Annotated in this window: 12 protein-coding genes; 2 read left to right on the forward strand and 10 right to left on the reverse strand. The window is 46.0% G+C overall.

The annotated features are described in order from the left end of the window. Positions 1 to 46: 46 nt before the first annotated feature. From purF to fabB, 10 genes are all read right to left on the reverse strand, one after another. Positions 47 to 1561, reverse strand: a complete 1515-nt coding sequence (gene purF, locus L4D05_RS07230) for an amidophosphoribosyltransferase (protein WP_428751687.1) — start codon at positions 1559 to 1561, stop codon at positions 47 to 49. 37 nt (positions 1562 to 1598) lie between these two features. Then, positions 1599 to 2087 (reverse strand): CvpA family protein, encoded by a 489-nt coding sequence (locus L4D05_RS07235; RefSeq protein WP_428751686.1) that lies wholly within the window; start codon positions 2085 to 2087, stop codon positions 1599 to 1601. A 61-nt stretch (positions 2088 to 2148) separates the two neighbouring features. Further along, positions 2149 to 2691, reverse strand: coding sequence for an SPOR domain-containing protein (locus L4D05_RS07240; RefSeq protein WP_428751685.1), 543 nt, complete (start codon positions 2689 to 2691; stop codon positions 2149 to 2151). 16 nt (positions 2692 to 2707) lie between these two features. After that, the gene (folC, locus tag L4D05_RS07245) at positions 2708 to 3991 is read right to left on the reverse strand and encodes a bifunctional tetrahydrofolate synthase/dihydrofolate synthase (protein WP_428793455.1); all 1284 of its coding nucleotides are present in this window, start codon (positions 3989 to 3991) and stop codon (positions 2708 to 2710) included. A 41-nt stretch (positions 3992 to 4032) separates the two neighbouring features. Further along, positions 4033 to 4959 (reverse strand): acetyl-CoA carboxylase, carboxyltransferase subunit beta, encoded by a 927-nt coding sequence (accD, locus tag L4D05_RS07250; protein WP_428793456.1) that lies wholly within the window; start codon positions 4957 to 4959, stop codon positions 4033 to 4035. Positions 4960 to 5112: 153 nt separating this feature from the next. After that, entirely contained in the window at positions 5113 to 5916 is an 804-nt protein-coding gene (gene truA / locus L4D05_RS07255; protein WP_428793457.1) for a tRNA pseudouridine(38-40) synthase TruA, read from the reverse strand. A gap of 317 nt (positions 5917 to 6233) precedes the next feature. After that, a complete protein-coding gene (locus tag L4D05_RS07260; protein WP_428793458.1) occupies positions 6234 to 10517 on the reverse strand; it encodes a FimV/HubP family polar landmark protein in 4284 nt (1427 codons plus the stop codon). Positions 10518 to 10701: 184 nt separating this feature from the next. Then, the gene (locus L4D05_RS07265; RefSeq protein ID WP_428751680.1) at positions 10702 to 11715 is read right to left on the reverse strand and encodes an aspartate-semialdehyde dehydrogenase; all 1014 of its coding nucleotides are present in this window, start codon (positions 11713 to 11715) and stop codon (positions 10702 to 10704) included. Further along, positions 11712 to 12845 carry a 4-phosphoerythronate dehydrogenase gene (locus L4D05_RS07270; RefSeq protein WP_428793459.1) on the reverse strand — a complete coding sequence of 378 codons (1134 nt, stop codon included), beginning with the start codon at positions 12843 to 12845 and terminating at the stop codon, positions 11712 to 11714. The genes L4D05_RS07265 and L4D05_RS07270 overlap by 4 nt, the downstream gene beginning before the upstream one ends. Positions 12846 to 13183: 338 nt before the next feature. Further along, a complete protein-coding gene (gene fabB, locus L4D05_RS07275; protein WP_428751678.1) occupies positions 13184 to 14395 on the reverse strand; it encodes a beta-ketoacyl-ACP synthase I in 1212 nt (403 codons plus the stop codon). 173 nt (positions 14396 to 14568) lie between these two features. Between fabB and mnmC the strand changes: the two genes are divergently transcribed. Together mnmC and L4D05_RS07285 are read left to right on the forward strand one after the other, a co-directional pair. Beyond that, entirely contained in the window at positions 14569 to 16584 is a 2016-nt protein-coding gene (gene mnmC / locus L4D05_RS07280) for a bifunctional tRNA (5-methylaminomethyl-2-thiouridine)(34)-methyltransferase MnmC2/FAD-dependent 5-carboxymethylaminomethyl-2-thiouridine(34) oxidoreductase MnmC1 (RefSeq protein WP_428793460.1), read from the forward strand. 335 nt (positions 16585 to 16919) lie between these two features. Beyond that, entirely contained in the window at positions 16920 to 17987 is a 1068-nt protein-coding gene (locus L4D05_RS07285; protein WP_428793461.1) for an ABC transporter substrate-binding protein, read from the forward strand. The last annotated feature ends 131 nt before the right edge of the window (positions 17988 to 18118 follow it).

Below are 18118 nucleotides of genomic sequence, written 5' to 3' on the forward strand. Positions count from 1 at the left end.
CGAAATTCACTCTGGTTTTTTTACGTCCGTAGAAATGCGAGCAATATTACGCGCCTTCGTTATGAAGCTCTAGGTTAGCAAGATCTTGCTGAATTTCTCGTTGTACTTTCGAATCATCGTTACGCAGTGAGTCGAGGAAATCAAGGTACTCTTGATCGATGTCTCCCGTCACATATTGACCATTGAAAACTGAAGTATCAAAGCAGCTGATATCTGGGTTGCCCATACCTACCGCTTCAATTAAATCTGGTAGCGTTTGGAAAATCAGTGCGTCAGCACCAATCGCTTTACAGATTGCATCGTTATCACGACCATGAGCAATAAGCTCGTTGGCGCTTGGCATATCGATACCGTATACGTTCGGGAAGCGTACTTCCGGAGCCGCCGATACCATGTAAACCTTATTTGCACCGGAATCACGGGCCATCTCGATAATCTGCTCTGACGTAGTACCACGCACAATGGAGTCATCAACCAACAGTACGTTCTTGCCTTTAAATTCAGAGCGAATCGCATTAAGTTTACGACGCACAGACTTCTTACGCTGTTGTTGGCCCGGCATGATGAACGTACGTCCAACATAACGGTTTTTAACAAACCCTTGGCGGTAAGGCTTATCAATCGCTTGTGCTATTTGCAGAGCGATATCGCAAGAGGTCTCAGGGATTGGGATAACAACATCAATGTCGAGATCGCTATATTCTTGCTGAATGCGCTCACCCAGTTTTTTACCCATTTCTACGCGAGCACTGTAAACCGAAATTTTATCGATAAAAGAGTCTGGTCGAGCAAAATAAACAAATTCAAAGATACATGGGTTTAATGCCGGATTATCAGCACATTGACGCGTGTGTAATTCACCATCAAATGTCGCGTAAATACCTTCGCCTGGTGCAACGTCACGAATGAAGTCAAAGCCAACTGCGTCCAGCGCAACAGATTCTGATGCCACCATGTATTCCGTTTTTCCATTCACTTCACGCTTACCTAAGCATAAAGGTCGAATACCGTGCGGGTCACGGAACGCAATCATACCGTGACCGATAATCATTGCTGCCACTGCGTACGCACCCTTAATGGCACGGTGCACGTTTGTCACTGCGCGGAATACGTCATCTGAGGTCACGTTACCTTTAACGGTATCAATCTCATGTGCAAGTACATTAAGAAGCACTTCAGAATCAGAAGTCGTGTTGACATGACGGCGGTCTTTTTCGAACAACTTTTCACGCACTTCATTCGCATTGGTTAAGTTGCCGTTGTGAGCCAACGTAATACCAAACGGTGAGTTTACGTAGAAAGGCTGAGCCTCTGATGCACTTGAACTACCTGCTGTTGGGTAGCGTACGTGACCAATTCCCACACAGCCTTGAAGGCGTTGCATGTGTTTCGCTTCAAAAACATCTTTAACGAGACCATTCGCCTTACGCAGACGAAAACGATTGCTTTCTATGGTAACAATACCAGCGGCATCTTGGCCACGATGCTGTAAAACGGTCAAAGCGTCATAGATAGACTGATTCACAGGCGTAGAGCCAACGATTCCAACAATACCACACATGTCCTAATCCTCGATTTGCGACATTTAGCTGGCGCAATTATGCGCCAGACAGGAAACTAGAAGTTGCTTCGATATGCTCAAAAAACGGTTGAATCACCAGCTTAAAATGCGGCATGAGCTGTGAGCTTTCCCACCATTCGCTGCTATTCAATGTGGTAAAGGTATCCACAAAAAACAGCACCGCTGACACGATTAGCACACCTCGTAGTGCACCAAACACCACACCCAATACTCGATCTGTACCTGACAATCCCGTTTTTTGAACCAACTGCCCTAGAACATAATTGATCAATGCCCCAACAATGAGTGTTGCGACAAATAGAGCAGCGATTGCGGCGCCATTACGAAACATCTCGTCTTCAATATTAGTAAAGTACACCGCTAGTTTAGCGTAGTACTGACTGGCGATAAAAAATGCACCAAACCATATTACCAACGACATCGCTTCTTTAGCGAATCCGCGAACTAAGCTGATTAAAGCTGACAGCCCAATCACACCCAAAATGACAAAATCTAACCAATTCATTAATTATTCATCTCAAGTTGGCGCGCATTTTAACAGAAAAAAACGCGACGCAAACGTTTTCTTATGGATTTAGTGGTTTAAATTTGAGCAATTGACCTCTTGAACCGGTAATTTTCTCTAATTCAACCAATTGCGTCTCAAGTTTACTTTTTGAAACATCGGGGCCGATTATCACGCGAGTAAAGTTTGACTCTTGCTTCACATGCGCTTGATAACCCCGTTTCTGTAAATCAGCGACCAGTCCGCGTGCATTTTCCGCATTCTTAAGGGCCATAAGCTGAATAATCCATGCACTATCTGCATAGTCATTTCGCTCAGGCACCTCTTGGATCGCGACATCTACCACGTCTGATTGCGTCTTATCTTCAAGCGTTTCACCAACCGTCGCTGTCACTGGCGAGTCTGGTAATACCTCTGAGGCATCTTCTGGCTCCAACAATTCGAAGCTTTCAACATCAGAGTTTAGCTCCGGTTTAAGCGGGATACTGGCAAACTCTTCTTTGTAGTGCAGTTTCTTGCCGTCTAAAAGGTCCGGCAAAATAATGACACCAACAGCAACTAACACAATGGTGCCAATCAGACGACTTTGGAATTTACTCGCCATCTCTACTCCTTATGGTTTAACGGTCGCACCCACTAGTAAGGCTTTCGTTGTATTCGAGGACTTCCCCTACAGTATGGAAAGAACCGAGTACCAAGACAATATCATTGTTTTCTGCCGATTCAATCGCCGCCTTATAGGCCGCGACAGGGCTGTCGTATAAAGATGAGGCCACATCATTATCCAAGCAGTTAGACAACTCCTGAGCGCTCGCAGCACGAGGGCCAGACAGCGATGCTAAATACCAGTCTCGCGCTAGCGGTTGTAGGGCTCGCATAGTTTCTGCTACGTCTTTATCATGCAACATACCAATGACAACTTTAAAGATCTGATCAGGATAGCGTTTTGCTAACTGTTCAACCAAGTATTCAGCAGAATGTGGATTGTGTGCCACATCTAGAATGGTGAGGGGCTGACTCGGTAAGATCTGCATACGTCCGGGCAGCGTTGCTTGCTTTAAGCCATTCACGATATTCACATCGGAGATATCCAGTTTTGCCGCGCCCAGTGCCATTAGTGCCGTATTGGCGTTCATCAAAGGAAGCGCTGGTATTGGTAACGAATCTAACGCAAACGTACCATGCTGCCATGACCAGGTTGTTGCGGATGTCATTTCATAGTGAAACTGAATACCGGTTTGGTAAAAATCAGCCCCAATGTCATCGGCATGAGCGGGAACTGTCGCTGGTGGCTTTGGCTGACCACAGATTGCTGGCTTGCCCGAGCGGAAAATACCCGCTTTTTCAAACCCTATCACATTAATGTCGTCGCCTAACCAGTCCACATGATCGACCGCTAAACTGGTGATCACTGACACATCATGATCAACCACATTTGTGGCATCCAAACGCCCTCCAAGTCCCACTTCGAGTAACAATACTTCAACGTTGTGATCTTGAAACTGTTTAAGTGCCGCTAACGTCGCGTATTCAAAGAAACTAAGGCTAACGTCACCACGAAGCGTTTCGATGTAATCAAATGCTGCAACATGAGATTGGTCGGGAAGTTCATGACCATTGATACGAACACGTTCGTTATAGCGAATAAGATGAGGAGAACTGTAGACACCAACGGAATAGCCCGCATCCAACAGGATGGCTTCCATTAGTGCGCAGGTAGAACCTTTACCATTCGTCCCTGCGACGGTGATAACGGTGGGAGCAGGTTTGGTTAACTTGCCCTTGTTTGCCACCACGGCAACTCGCTCTAGACCAAGGTCAATGGCGCTACTGTGGATACTTTGTAAATAATCAAGCCACATCTGAAGTGAAGATGTGGCTTGTGGAATGGATTGTGAACTCATTTAGCAGTCAATATCTAAATAATGATAACTTAGTGAGTACTTTACCCTTTTTCGTCCACTTCTGGTACTTCATATGCGGGTTCTGCTGGAGAATCTTTAACAGAAACCACTAAAGGTGAAGTCGCACGAGTCATTTTTGCCAGCATACCACCGACACGTTGACGCATTTCGCGACGATCAACAATCATATCAATCGCACCGTGCTCTAATAGGAACTCACTGCGTTGGAAGCCTTCTGGTAAGTCTTCACGTACCGTTTGCTCGATAACACGACGTCCAGCAAAACCAATTAGTGCTTTAGGTTCACCAATGTTAATGTCACCAAGCATCGCAAGACTTGCCGATACGCCACCCATTGTTGGATCCGTCATTACTGAAATGTACGGTAGACCTTTCTGAGACAAACGCTCTAACGCTGCACTGGTTTTCGCCATCTGCATCAAAGACATTAATGCCTCTTGCATACGGGCACCACCACTAGCAGAGAAACACACTAGACCGCAGTTGTTTTCAATAGCCGCATCAACAGCAGCAACAAAGCGAGCACCTACGACTGAACCCATGGAGCCGCCCATGAAAGCAAACTCAAACGCACAGGCCACGACAGGGATGCCAATGACTTCACCTTGCATGACAACAAGTGCGTCTTTCTCACCGCTATTTTTTTGCGCTGTTGAGATGCGCTCTTTGTAGCGTTTAGAATCTTTAAACTTCAGTTTGTCCTGAGGTTCAAATTCAGTCCCTAGTTCAATACGGTTATCTTTGTCGAGGAACGTTTCCAAACGACGACGAGAACGCATACGCATGTGATGGTCACACTTTGGACATACTTCTAGGTTACGCTCAAGTTCTGCATGGTATAACACCTGCTCGCAAGACGTACATTTCGTCCAGATCCCTTCAGGGATCGAGGCTTTACGTGAGGTAACAATGTTGCTTTTTTCTAAAATTTTTTCAAGCCAACTCATGGAAGACCTTTTATTTTGTGACTCCCGCTATCATAGCGAGAGTATTGAATTCAAATATGCTTGAGGATTAAACCACATAACAGCGCCACTGTAGATAAAAAACTGGTTGTACCTTGTAGTCAAGCACCCACCAACTCTTTCATTTGAGTCGTTTTACCAGCCTGAGTTCAAATCATCTGGGAAAAATAATGGACCAATTGGCACATTTGGGAGCGAATACTCATCTGGGTAATCAACATCAACCAAATACAGCCCTTCTGCCTTCGCTGTCGCGCCCGCAAGCTTTCTGTCTTTTTGCGCTAGCAACCATTCGATCCACTCTACCGGTTGTTCCCCGCGACCAACAACAATCAAACTACCGGTAATATTTCTCACCATGTGATGGACAAACGCATTCGCCTTAATATCAATCACCACATACGGACCATGACGAGTTACATTAAGGTGCATAAGGTTACGCCAAGGGCTTCGCGATTGACAATGCACCGCTCTAAATGAAGTGAAATCATTTTCGCCTAGTAAAAACTGACCCGCTTGATGCATTTTTTCAACATCAAGCTCACCATGATAATGGCTAACGCCTGTCGATAAAATTCCAGGTCGCAAAGCGTGGTTGAAGATCACATACCGGTAACGACGCGCCGTTGCAGAAAAACGCGCATGAAAAGACTCAGAGACCTCTGTTGCCCAGCGAACGGTAATATCTTTAGGAAGATTGGCGTTTACACCCATTGTCCATGCGGCTGGCTTACGAATGACCGGAGAATCAAAATGAACCACTTGGCCCGTTCCATGAACACCGGCATCTGTGCGTCCCGCGCACATCACTTCAATTGGCTGATTCGCGACTACTGATAGCGCCTTTTCCAATTCCGCTTGCACACTATTCACATCACGTTGTCTTTGCCAACCATAGTAATTGGCACCGTTATACTCGATACCTAATGCAACTCTCATATTTCTCTCTGAACGTTCGTCATTCCTACTGGGTGGCAAAGTATATACTCAAATGGCTAGATTACCAATTTGCCGCTAAGCACAGCACAGACCTAACACGATACTAACAAAAGGCTGACCCGTACTTCGCCCCCTCCAGACTTTTCCTCCTCTCACTATGTGAGACAAAACCGTAGACCATACAAAACGCACGTCGTTATAGCGCCATAAAAAAACGGCGTCTCCGCCGTTTTTAATTTTTCGTAACCTGCTAAAATTTTCCGCAGCCTGCTAGTCGTAGACAGGAATAATGGATAAAAATTAGCAGGCGAGCCACGTTAATACGCGGACATTTTATCCAGCACGCCTCGCGCCTCATCTTTTAGGGACTCTGAGCCCTCATCAAGTACTTTTTGCAGTAACTTTTTCGCGCCATCAAAATCATTCATTTCAATGTAGATTTTCGCCAAGTCAAGATTCCCTGATGCCTCTGAGTCATTATCCACATCGACATCAGTGACCTCGCCAATAACATCTGGGAACTCATCTAGCCCAACGTCAAGTTGTAGTGCTTCTTCCTCATCAACCTCAGACTGCGGTTCGTCGTTGACCTGAGCCATCAGCTCATCAATCGTCATAAACTGGGCGCTGCTGTCTTCAAAATTTTCTACTGGGTCTTGAGAAGACCAATCTTCGTTCTTAGCACTTTTTAGTGAACCTGCGTCCTGAGTCCAGATCGCTTGCTCTTCATCAGGAATAGATTGGTCTATGGCGTTTTTTTGAGCATCCGTTAGAGTAAATCCATTCCAATCTTCACCACCATCCATCGACGTATCGTCTTCTAGCATGGTTGCCAAATCAAGTCCTGCGCTGTCTGCTGTAGTTTGATCCACTGGATTAATATTGCTAAAGCCTTGCTTGCCATCGCTAAGCAACTCACCCAGTTGACCTTCTTGCTCCAACGCTTGCGTATCAACCATTGAAAACGCATCCGCCAACGCATCGATTTCAGAATGATCCAGCGTTTCACCAACCATCTCTTCCTGGGTTGAAAATGCTTGCGCTGGCTCTTCTAGGGCGGAAATCTCGGATTGAGGATGTTGCTCAGCACTATCCACATCCGCTGAATCCGCTGAATCCGCTAATGCATCCTCTTCGGTATATTCAGGGAATACAATGTCATCATGACTAAACGTCTCATCAAGTTTGCCCGTGTTAAGCGCGTCACCATCATCATTTACATCAGCGACACCGCTTTCCGTTAATGGCATTTCAGTGGCTGGCACTTCAGTTATTGGCGAACTCGCTGTTGACGCTTCTTGGCGTTCTAAGGCTTCATTGACAAGCTCGGGCTCTTCATCCGCATCCTGTTGACTATGATGGTTAGTATCCGCTGACAATTCGTCTTTAAGCGCGCCCATTGCCAATACGTCAGCCAAGGCGTCTTCTTCACTGTATTCAGGAAGGTCAGTATCATCAACGGCAAAAGCTTGCTCTTCACCCACCACCTCATCGCTGTCAAACTGATAATCATCTTCTGAATCCGCTAATGCTTGGGCTTCGCTGTATTCGCTACTTAACGCTGAATCCAAAAATTCATCGTCATTTGCCTCATCACTCAATGCCGCTTCGCTATCCTGCGGCGGCGAAGTCATGTCTGGCTTAACGGTAACTTCTGGTTCTACGGCGTCATGGGCCACAGCGTTTGGTTCCACCGGTGTCGTGCTATCCACATTCCAGTCGTCATCATGTGGGATGCCAAACTCGTTTTCTACTAACGCATTAAGCTCAGCTTGCTCTCTCTCAGCGTCAAAATCATCATCAGGGGCATCAACACCACCTTCAATTTGTGGTGAAAAGTCAAACTCACCATCAATAGTAGGAGGCACAGTATCGTTAGCGTGTTCTCTCGCCAATGCCTCAGAAGGCGCGCTGGTTGCTATCGCTTCTATCGCATCATCCAGAGTCGCTTGAAAACCAGCATCTACATCGGCAACATCTGCGTCAGTCACATGCTCATCACTAGCCTTTTCTGCACCTTTGTCCTGAATTGAGTTTTGCTCTAGCAGTGAATCAATATCAAAGTCGCTATCCGCATCGATATCGCTTGCAGCAATATCACTAGACGGCACATTGTCTTGCTCAGTCAAATCAGGCTGTTGAATGTCAGCATCACTTAATACTGGCTCATGATTCAGCTCACTAGTAACTTCTGCCAACGGCTCTTGGCTACCATGCTGAGCCAGTAAAGCGTCGATATCGTCCAACTCATCGGGCGCATCTACTTCTTCTACCCCTTCTAACTCATCTACCTCTTCTAACTCACTAGAGTCACCTAAACTAAGAGCATCTTGAGCGCTCGCCTGTGTGGTTTCACTGTCTCTAGTCGCGTGTTCTTGAGCCTCTAACTCCTCGTCACTAGCACTAAATAGTTCTGCAAACGCATCCTGTTCTTCTGTGAGTTCAGATTCTTCTTCGAGTTTAAAGTGAGCTTCAGGCTCATCATCAGTTAACAGCTGACCAGATTCAAATGGGTCGAGCGCCAAAGATTCATGGTCGTCTTTATCAGGCGCATCAAAGGCATGCTCAAACATTAGCTCATCAAGCAGATCAGTACTATTTTCATCAAGGTTAATATCATCGTCCAAGTTATTCTCGTCCGAATTTTCCCCTTTCGATTGCAGTACTTGATCCGGCGATTCACTATCAACGATCTCTTCCAGCATCAAATCTGAGTCAGAGATATTCGATAATTCAAAATCGTCTCCAAGCATTTCATCAAGTAAGGCGACCTCATCTGAGGACTCCGACTTTTCTGACTGAGCTTGCGTCTGTGGCGGTGTATCACTCGGCGTATCTATCTGCGAGAATTGTGCAAAAAGGTCATCAATATCATCATTACCAACCTCAATGCCAGCATTGCTCTCTGGGGTATCTGCTAACGATGTATCGCTCACTGATTCCTGCTCAGCAAAAATATCATCCAATGCGTCAGCTTCTGATTCGTCTAGATCAAACCCACTAGACAGCAGTTCATCCATCTGCGCTTGGTTGATCGCGCCATCATCAGATTCTACTGGTTCATCTATTTCAAATTGCTCATCTAAGCTTGGTTCCTGCATGTTAATTTCAGCAAATAAGTCATCCAACTCTTGCTGAGAAACCGGATCCGTTTCATCTTCATCAGACAAGTTAAGGTCGAGGTCATCTAAGTCAGATTCAGGCACCGCAACGTCATTGAGCGCGCGTTCCATTTCCTCTAAGCCTAATGCTTTCTCACCGTCTTTAACGCTAATGCCATTATTACTGGCGTCGAGATCAACAAAACCGATATCCAATTCACCGTCGTCACCGATGCTAGCAAAAGGGTCATCTTCATCATCAAGGTTGAAGTCTAAGTCGCCTTCATTTAGGTCGGCAAAAATATCGTTCTCGGCTTCTTTTTCCTGCTTCGTTGCCGCTTCATCCGTGTCAACATCAGTTTCGAAGTCGCCAAACAGCTCATCAGAGAACAAATCGTCATCATCTTGCATCGATTCTGCAGTGTCAGACGCCATCACAGCCGCACCTGCCGCTCCCATGGCTGCAACGCTTGCTGCATCACCATGCTCATTGTTGTCATGAGACCATGCACCATCATTGGTCTTGCTCTTGCGTGTTCTCATCACGAGCATCACAAGTAGTCCAACAAATAACGCGGGTACAATGGCAAGAAGCCCAACAATCCAAGGGTTAGATAACCAAGTATCCATGGCTGTCGGTGCTAAACGCTGCATCTCTTCTTGTTTGCGCTTTTCATCAAGTAATTGACGTTCGACTTCACTGCGAATGCGCTCTTCATTACTCACTTCATCTTGTAGCGTGTCCACTTGCTGCTGAACCTTGGACAGCATGAGTCGCAACTGGTGATTACGTTCCTCTAATGAAATAAGCTCGTCTTCTGAACGCGTTAGCTCTTGCTGCAATTTATTGGTCAGTGATTTCTCCACTGACTCTGCAATGGCTTTTTTATCAACGCCCTTGTTATCGATAACCTTGCTATCAATAATTTTGCTATCCACAGCCTTATTATCATTAGCATCGCTAGTCAGTGGTGGCTGAGCGGATGTTTTGGCTATTGGCGTTTCTACCGATGGCGTAACCTTTGCAACTGGTTTTGGTTCAATTTTGGGTTTAACCGTCGCTTTATTCGACGTTAGCCGCTGTTGATGCGCAGCTAAAACTGATAGTGCTTCCTGACGATCAACTTGATTGATTTGTGTTGAAGACGGGACACGTAGACGATTACCCGGGATCAGCTTGTGAATATTTTCGTCTTCAAATACACCGGGATTAAGTTCGTAAAAGGCATAAATGGTTTGCTGTACGCTCGCGCCTGTTGGCTTGAATTTTGACGCTATAGACCACAAGGTCTCTGAGCGTTTAGTTGGACCATAATATCGAGAAGGCTCATCGGCCACGGAGGCGGATACAGGGCGTCGGATCTGCTCTGAATAGTGAGGAGCATCCAATAGCTCACCATTCGGGCCAGAAAGGCGAATAGTGTCAGCACTAAATGATGATGACGTTGTGGCTCCAACTAGTGCTAAGGCCACTAGTAGACGCTTGAAAAAATGATGCATGGAAGGCTCAGCTGTCTGCGATTATAAATACAATACTTATCTCTTTACTATATCGGATATTTGCTCCAAAACTATAGGTTCTATGGGAAAAAACACGAATCAAGCAAGATAATCGCATCAAGTTCACACGGTTAGATCGCACAAAGGCCTCATAAAGAGGCCTTTGGTTAAAAATAACGCGTATTTAGAAGTAGTCGCGAATCAAGACTTCTGCAATTTGAACCGCGTTCGTTGCTGCGCCTTTACGCACGTTGTCCGCGACAACCCACATATTGATGCCACTGTGGTGACTAATGTCGTTGCGGATACGTCCAACCAATACATGATCTTTGCCGCCAGCATCACGAACTTGTGTTGGCATTTCTTGACCGTGGAACACTTCAATCCCATCCGTCTGCTCAAGCAAGCGTGTTACTTCGTCCGCATCAATCGGTGCACGAGTTTCCACACTAACCGACTCAGCATGACCATAGAAGACAGGCACGCGTACACAAGTCGCGTTAACCATAATGCTCGGATCATTGAAAATCTTTTGTGTTTCCCACACCATTTTCATTTCTTCTTTGGTGTAACCGTTATCCATAAACTGATCAATTTGTGGAATACAATTAAACGCGATCTGTTGATCAAAAGCGCTGGTTTCTGCTGGTCGACCATTTAACAATGATGCCGTCTGTCCAGCTAGCTCATCAATACCTGCTTTACCTGCACCCGAAACGGATTGATAGGTTGAAACATTAATACGCTCAATTCCTACCGCATCGTGGATCGGTTTTAACGCCACTAGCATTTGGATAGTTGAACAGTTTGGGTTAGCAATGATATTGCGGTTACGAAACTCAGCAATCGCCTCTGGATTGACTTCAGGTACCACTAAAGGGACGTCAAAATCATAACGATAGTGAGAAGAGTTGTCGATAACAACCACACCTTCATCTGCGGCGATCGGCGCATACTTCGCAGACAATTCTCCGCCTGCCGAAAATAATGCAATGTGCACTTGAGACCAATCAAAGTCCTCAACGTTTTGTACTCGTACCGTTTTACCATTCACACGGTACGTTTTTCCTTCGCTACGTTCGCTTGCTAGAAGGTAAACATCGCCCATAGGAAACTCACGCTCTTGAAGTACTTCGACCATAGTTTCACCTACAGCACCGGTGGCTCCGAATACAGCGATATTAAATTGTTGGCTCATTGGTTTACCTCTATCTGAAATCCTAACTCTGCCAAAGGTGCCAGATTACAATCGGCGTGACCTTTGACTCGAACAGCGCCGTATTCGCGTCTGTCCCAATAATGTTTGCGCATACTATCAAAACCATTTTCTTGGTGAATTTCACGGCGGAAAACGGCGTCATCCTTACGGACGTCATAGATGACTTGCGTTAAACTGTGCAGCACAGCCTCGTCCCACTCTCGATCTAACGTGATCGCAGGGATCGGCGCGACAGGTAATAATGCATCTGGATTGGCTCGATTTTCCAATTCCATAAACTCACAGAAGCGATTAAAGATCATCGTCGTTCCACGCGCTTTCCCTTCTAGACCATAGCCTGCAATATGAGGGGTCGCAAACGTTAGCAGAGGAAGCAGTTCAAAATCAACCTTAGGTTCAAATTCAAACACATCAAGAACGGCAGTAAAGCCGTCATTTTTCTGCAAGCGACGCTTCAACGCTTGATTATCCACCACAGGGCCTCGAGCCGCATTAATCAATATTTGATCAGCGCGCAAGTGCCCCAAACGCTGTTCATTGATCAAGTGATGGGTTGGAAACTCACCATCAGTCGTAATTGGAGTGTGCGTAGTAATCACATCCGCTTGCTCCAACAACGTATCGAGCTCAGTAAACGTGCGAGTGTCCCCTTCTTGTTGCTTTAGAGGATCATTAATCAGAACATTAACACCAATACCTTCTAGGCATTTTTGTAGATAACTGCCCACCTGACCGCAACCAACGATACCCACGGTTTTATCAAAGATTGAAAAACCTTGCTGCTGACCAATCACCATCAGGCTACTCATCACATACTCTGCGACCCCGACTTTATTACATCCTGGAGCGGCGGTAAAAAAGATACCTTTCTCTTTCAGTAGTGCTTGGTCGACGTGATCCATACCCGCCGTGGCCGTACCAACAAATTTCAAGCGATTAGCTTTTGTCAGCAATGTTGCGTTCACTTTGGTGATAGAGCGAATCATCAGTGCATCAACGTCGACGAGATCATCTGCGTTTAGCTCTCGACCTGGCATGGCAACGACATCACCAAGTTGTTGAAATAACTCAACTGCATAAGGCATCGCCTCATCTACAATAATCTTCATTACCTAGTTCCTGATGGGGTTCTTTCAAATATGCTGAATTGTGCAAGATAAACGCCATGCTGTCGAGAAAGGTTTAGCACCGATTTATTCTCTAGCCCCGCGCCTCTTCATACCCATTACTTTTCTTGCGTCCAAAAAGAAAAATGCCCGTCCTTAAAAAGGCCGGGCAATATCCAGAACAAAAGGATTCCAACCCGCTCTCCAGGGGTCAAAATTTGCGTCTGCGACTGACTTTCATCAGTCAGCTCTGGAAACTTCTAAATTGTCTCTCGTTACATTGATTAGATGCTAGCTCAGTAAGCTAACCTAGCATCGTTTCACAACACGAGATTAAACGCTTACGCTTGGTATTTTTTGATAACCAATGTCGCGTTTGTGCCACCAAAACCAAAGCTGTTTGACATAACAGTGTTCAGCTCTTGCTCGCGAGTTTCTTTCACGATGTCTAGGCCTTCGGCTGCTTCGTCAAGCGTATCAACGTTGATGCTTGGCGCAATAAAGCTATGGTGAAGCATTAGCATTGAGTAAATCGCTTCATGAACACCCGCCGCACCAAGTGCGTGGCCTGTCATCGCTTTAGTCGCTGAAATTGCAGGGCTGTTACCACCGAAGACTTCTTGAATTGCACCTAGCTCTTTCACATCACCGACAGGCGTCGACGTGCCGTGAGTGTTAACGTAATCGATGCTATCAACGTCTTGCATTGCCATCTTCATACAACGCACTGCGCCTTCACCTGATGGCGCAACCATGTCGTAGCCATCTGATGTTGCACCGTAACCAACAATCTCACCGTAGATAGTCGCGCCACGCGCCAATGCGTGCTCTAGTTCTTCGACAACAACCATACCGCCACCGCCAGAGATAACAAAACCGTCACGGTTGGCATCATAAGTACGTGATGCTTTCGTTGGATCGTCGTTATATTTCGTTGACAGTGCGCCCATTGCGTCGAACATCATGGTTTGCGTCCAATCAAGCTCTTCACCGCCACCAGCGAAAACGATATCTTGCTTACCTAGTTGAATCAGCTCCATCGCGTGACCGATACAGTGTGCTGATGTCGCACATGCTGAGCTCATTGTGTAGTTAACGCCACGAATCTTGAATGGGGTTGCCAAACAAGCTGAAACAGTTGAAGACATAGTACGAGGAACCATATATGGGCCTACGCGCTTAACGCCTTTCTCACGAATAGTATCCACTGCTAGCGTTTGGTTAAGTGCAGACGCACCACCAGAACCAGCAACAATACCTGTGCGATCATTTGAAACGTGCTCTTCTGACAGTCCAGCATCGGCAATTGCCTGCTCCATTGAAAGGTAAGCGTACGCTGCAGCATCACCCATAAAGCGCATTTTTTTACGATCAATGTGCTCTGCTGGTTTAATTTTCAGATCGCCCCAAACTTGAGAACGAAGACCCATTTCTTTGAACTGCTCAGAGGCGTTAATACCAGAACGGCCTGCTTTTAGAGACGCTAAAACTTCTTCAACGTTGTTACCGATGCTCGAAACAATACCCATACCGGTAATTACGACTCGTTTCATGTGACATTCCTATAAATTTCAAAACTGCTAAATAATAACGAAGTTACTGGATAAAAGTGGTCAGCTTTCCCATAAATTCGTACAATTCACATCAATTACTGCAACTGATGCCCCATAACTGTAGCTGTGATACGGCTATACAATGGGTATAACACAAGTTAAGTGTCAATATTATGACTTCTATCACTCACGCTCAACTCGATTGGAACGAAGCGGGAACGCCGGTTTCAGACCAATTTGATGACGTTTACTTTTCAAACGTCAATGGTCTTGAAGAAACACGCTACGTTTTTTTAGAGAAAAACCGCCTTCCTCAACGTTGGCACGAATTAACAAACCGACGCTTTGTCATCGCCGAGACTGGCTTTGGCACAGGGCTAAACTTCCTCGCAGCTTGGCAACAGTTTGAGCAATTTCGAGAGCAAAATCCAGATGCCGCGATGCAAGAGCTGCATTTTATTAGCTTTGAAAAGTACCCACTAACAAAGCACGACCTTGAAAAAGCGCATCAAGCGTGGCCTGAACTCGAAAAGTACGCCAAACAATTGCAAGCGCACTATCCCATAGCTGTGCCTGAATGTCATCGAATAGTGCTCGCTAACGGTATGATTACCCTAGATCTCTGGTTTGGTGACATTAAAGACTGCATGCCTTTAGTCCCCACGCCCGAACAAGGTATTGTGGATTGCTGGTTTTTAGACGGATTCGCGCCAAGCAAAAACCCAGAGATGTGGAACCAGACCTTGTTTAACAACATGGTCAAGCTTGCCAAACAAGACGCAACATGCGCCACCTTTACTGCAGCCGGGTTTGTACGCCGTGGACTCAATGAGGCCGGTTTTGATATGCAAAAAACCAAAGGTTTCGGCACTAAGCGAGAAATGATCGCAGGCCACATTAGTCAAAAGCAGCCTTACAGTAACTTTGACCCGTTTTATCACCGTACTACACCAGCTTCAATCGGTAGTATTGCCATTATTGGCGGTGGCATTGCCAGTGCAAGCTTAATCACCTCTCTAGCTCGACGTGGTATCCAGTCCACCCTCTTTTGTAAAGACGCCCAAGCAGCAGAAGGGGCATCAGGCAACCGACAGGGCGCTGTTTATCCATTGCTAAATGGTGAGCATAAAGGCGTTTCAAGGGTCTTTGCTCCGGCCTTTTTATACGCACGACAGTTTGCAGAGCAAGCCGCAATGAACGTCCACTTTGATCATGACTGGTGTGGAGTGACTCAGTTAATGTGGGACGAAAAATCTGACATTAAACTCAACAAAATGTTGCATGGCCAATTTCCAACGGCACTAGTACAAGGGTTGTCCGCTCAAGACACCTCAAACACGATGGGTGTTGATTCACCTTTTGCAAGTGTCAGCTACCCACTTGGTGGTTGGCTATGCCCAGCGCAGCTTACTCAAGGGCTCATTCGAAAAGCGCAGCAAGAGAATCATCTTACTTGTCACTTTTCGACCGCAGTTACCGATGTTAAACCGGCAAGTAATGGACAATGGCGCATTTCTAGTTCAACCAATGACGCCAGCAATAATGAGCAAACATTTGATATTGTTATCATTGCCAATGGGCATGAATTTACTCAGTTAGAGCAAACCCAACACTTACATTTATCTGCCGTGAAAGGACAAGTCAGTCATATCCCCACAACCAAGCAGCTTTCACAGCTCAAGACAGTATTGTGCTATGACGGTTACCTCACGCCTTGCAACACCAACACCGATACTCACTGCATTGGTGCGAGTTACGATAAAGATAATATCAATAGCGAGTTCGACGCCGACGCACAACTCGACAACCAAGAAAAACTAAAGCGCTGCCTACCTAACACACCGTGGGTAAACGATGTCGACACCTCAACCAATCAAGCGCGACAAGGGGTACGTAGTGTCAGCCGCGACCATTTACCGTTTGTCGGTCAGGTCACTGACTATGAAAAGCTCCGCGCTTTGCATGCAGCATCACCTAACGCAATCTCTGCAGTACCTGAGCACCGCAACTTATTTTGTATGTTGGGTCTGGGCTCGCGCGGTTTAAGTTCTGCCCCCCTCGTTGCGGAAGCGTTAATTTCACAGATTTGTGGTGATCCACTACCACTACCAGTGGATTTACTTTCTGGTATTCATCCTAGCCGAACATGGATTCGACGAATCAAAAAGTCACGCCCGCTATTTGGTTAATAAATCAAGCGCAAGCCGATAAGTCGCCTTCACAATGCCGCTAAATCGGCGTTAAATTAGAGTCTTATGTTCGTTATCACTGACATGAGACTCTCGATTTTCTGTCTATTTCTTCCCCCGCTCCACTTTGCTTCATATCAACCTCCAATCCCTCCACGCATAAGACCTCATCTTATCGTTTAGCGCCTCTTAATTATTACAAGACTCATGTCGGTATAAACGCTCTTATAAAAGAGACGACGTGTTAGAACTGAGACGAAGGGCTAAACCCATCGTTCAGCGTCGACAGGCACTAGAACGCTTCCCATACTGCTTAAAAGCACGGGGAGAGCAGGATGAAATGGACACAACGACTCACATCACTCAACTTCTTATGGTGCCTGTTTTTTAATTCAGGGTTATTAGCAAGTACAGACTCAACGCCACGAGTTGTGTTTGTCAATCCGGGTCACGCAGATGAAAGCTTTTGGCAGGACGTAGATGACTATGCAAAAGCAGCAGCAAAAGCACTCAATATTGACTTGGAGATCATTCACGGGGAACGCGACACAGAGCTAATGCAACAACGGCTATCAGAAAGAGTGGCAAATGGTAAAACACCTGATTATGTCATTCTCGTCAACGAAGCCCAGACAGGAAGATCTTTGCTTCAATCGCTAAGCCAAACCTCATCCCACGTCGTTTTTACACTCAACAACTTAACGCCGGATGAGCTCGTTGAAATACAGCGAGAGCCCGAGTGGCAACAACGCCTACTACCAGGGGTTTTTCCTAATAATTTTCGCATTGGCTACCTCACTGCTCAAGCCTTATACCGACAAGGAGGCCAACACGCAGGAGAGGCACTATTGCTCTCGGGTGATAGCAGTACTCCTGCATCGATACAACGCAAAGCCGGCGCTCTTGCATTCATTGAACAAGTCGGGGGATTAGATGGCGTCCGTCATGGCTATGGTGAATGGCAAGAAAGCAGTGCTTATACTGAAACGAATCGGCTCCTTTCCCTTTACCCGAATATTCGTTACATCTGGACCGCGAATGATCATATGGCTTATGGCGCTCAACGTGCGCTCAAAAAAAGCGATAAAGTCATAGGAGAAGAAGCATTTATCAGCACGATCAACACGTCAACTCGAGTACTCAATGAGCTGGAGCAAGGCAATATCACGGTTCTTGGCGGCGGTCACTTTACCGCAGTTGGTCTGGCCTTGGTAAAAATACACCAGCACCGAACAGGGAAGCTCTGGCCACAGCGCACTAAGTTTACGCTTTTCCACTTGATTGAGCCGGACACGACTTTATTCCACGTTTTATTAGACAAGCAATGGAATAACATTGATTTTCGCGCCATCGATCTAAGCAGCAATCCCATCGACCCTTATCTGCAACGAAAAGAAGAATAGAACGCTACGTCATATAAGATAATTCAATCATGGCGCACAATGGTAAATTCGATCTCTATTTACTGTCATTATCGTTACCATAATTTTTTGCATTTCCCTGACATTACTGGTCAGTGTAAACTCCACACTAG

Origin of the sequence: Vibrio nomapromontoriensis (assembly GCF_050337205.1) — a bacterium.
GTDB lineage: Bacteria > Pseudomonadota > Gammaproteobacteria > Enterobacterales > Vibrionaceae > Vibrio > Vibrio nomapromontoriensis.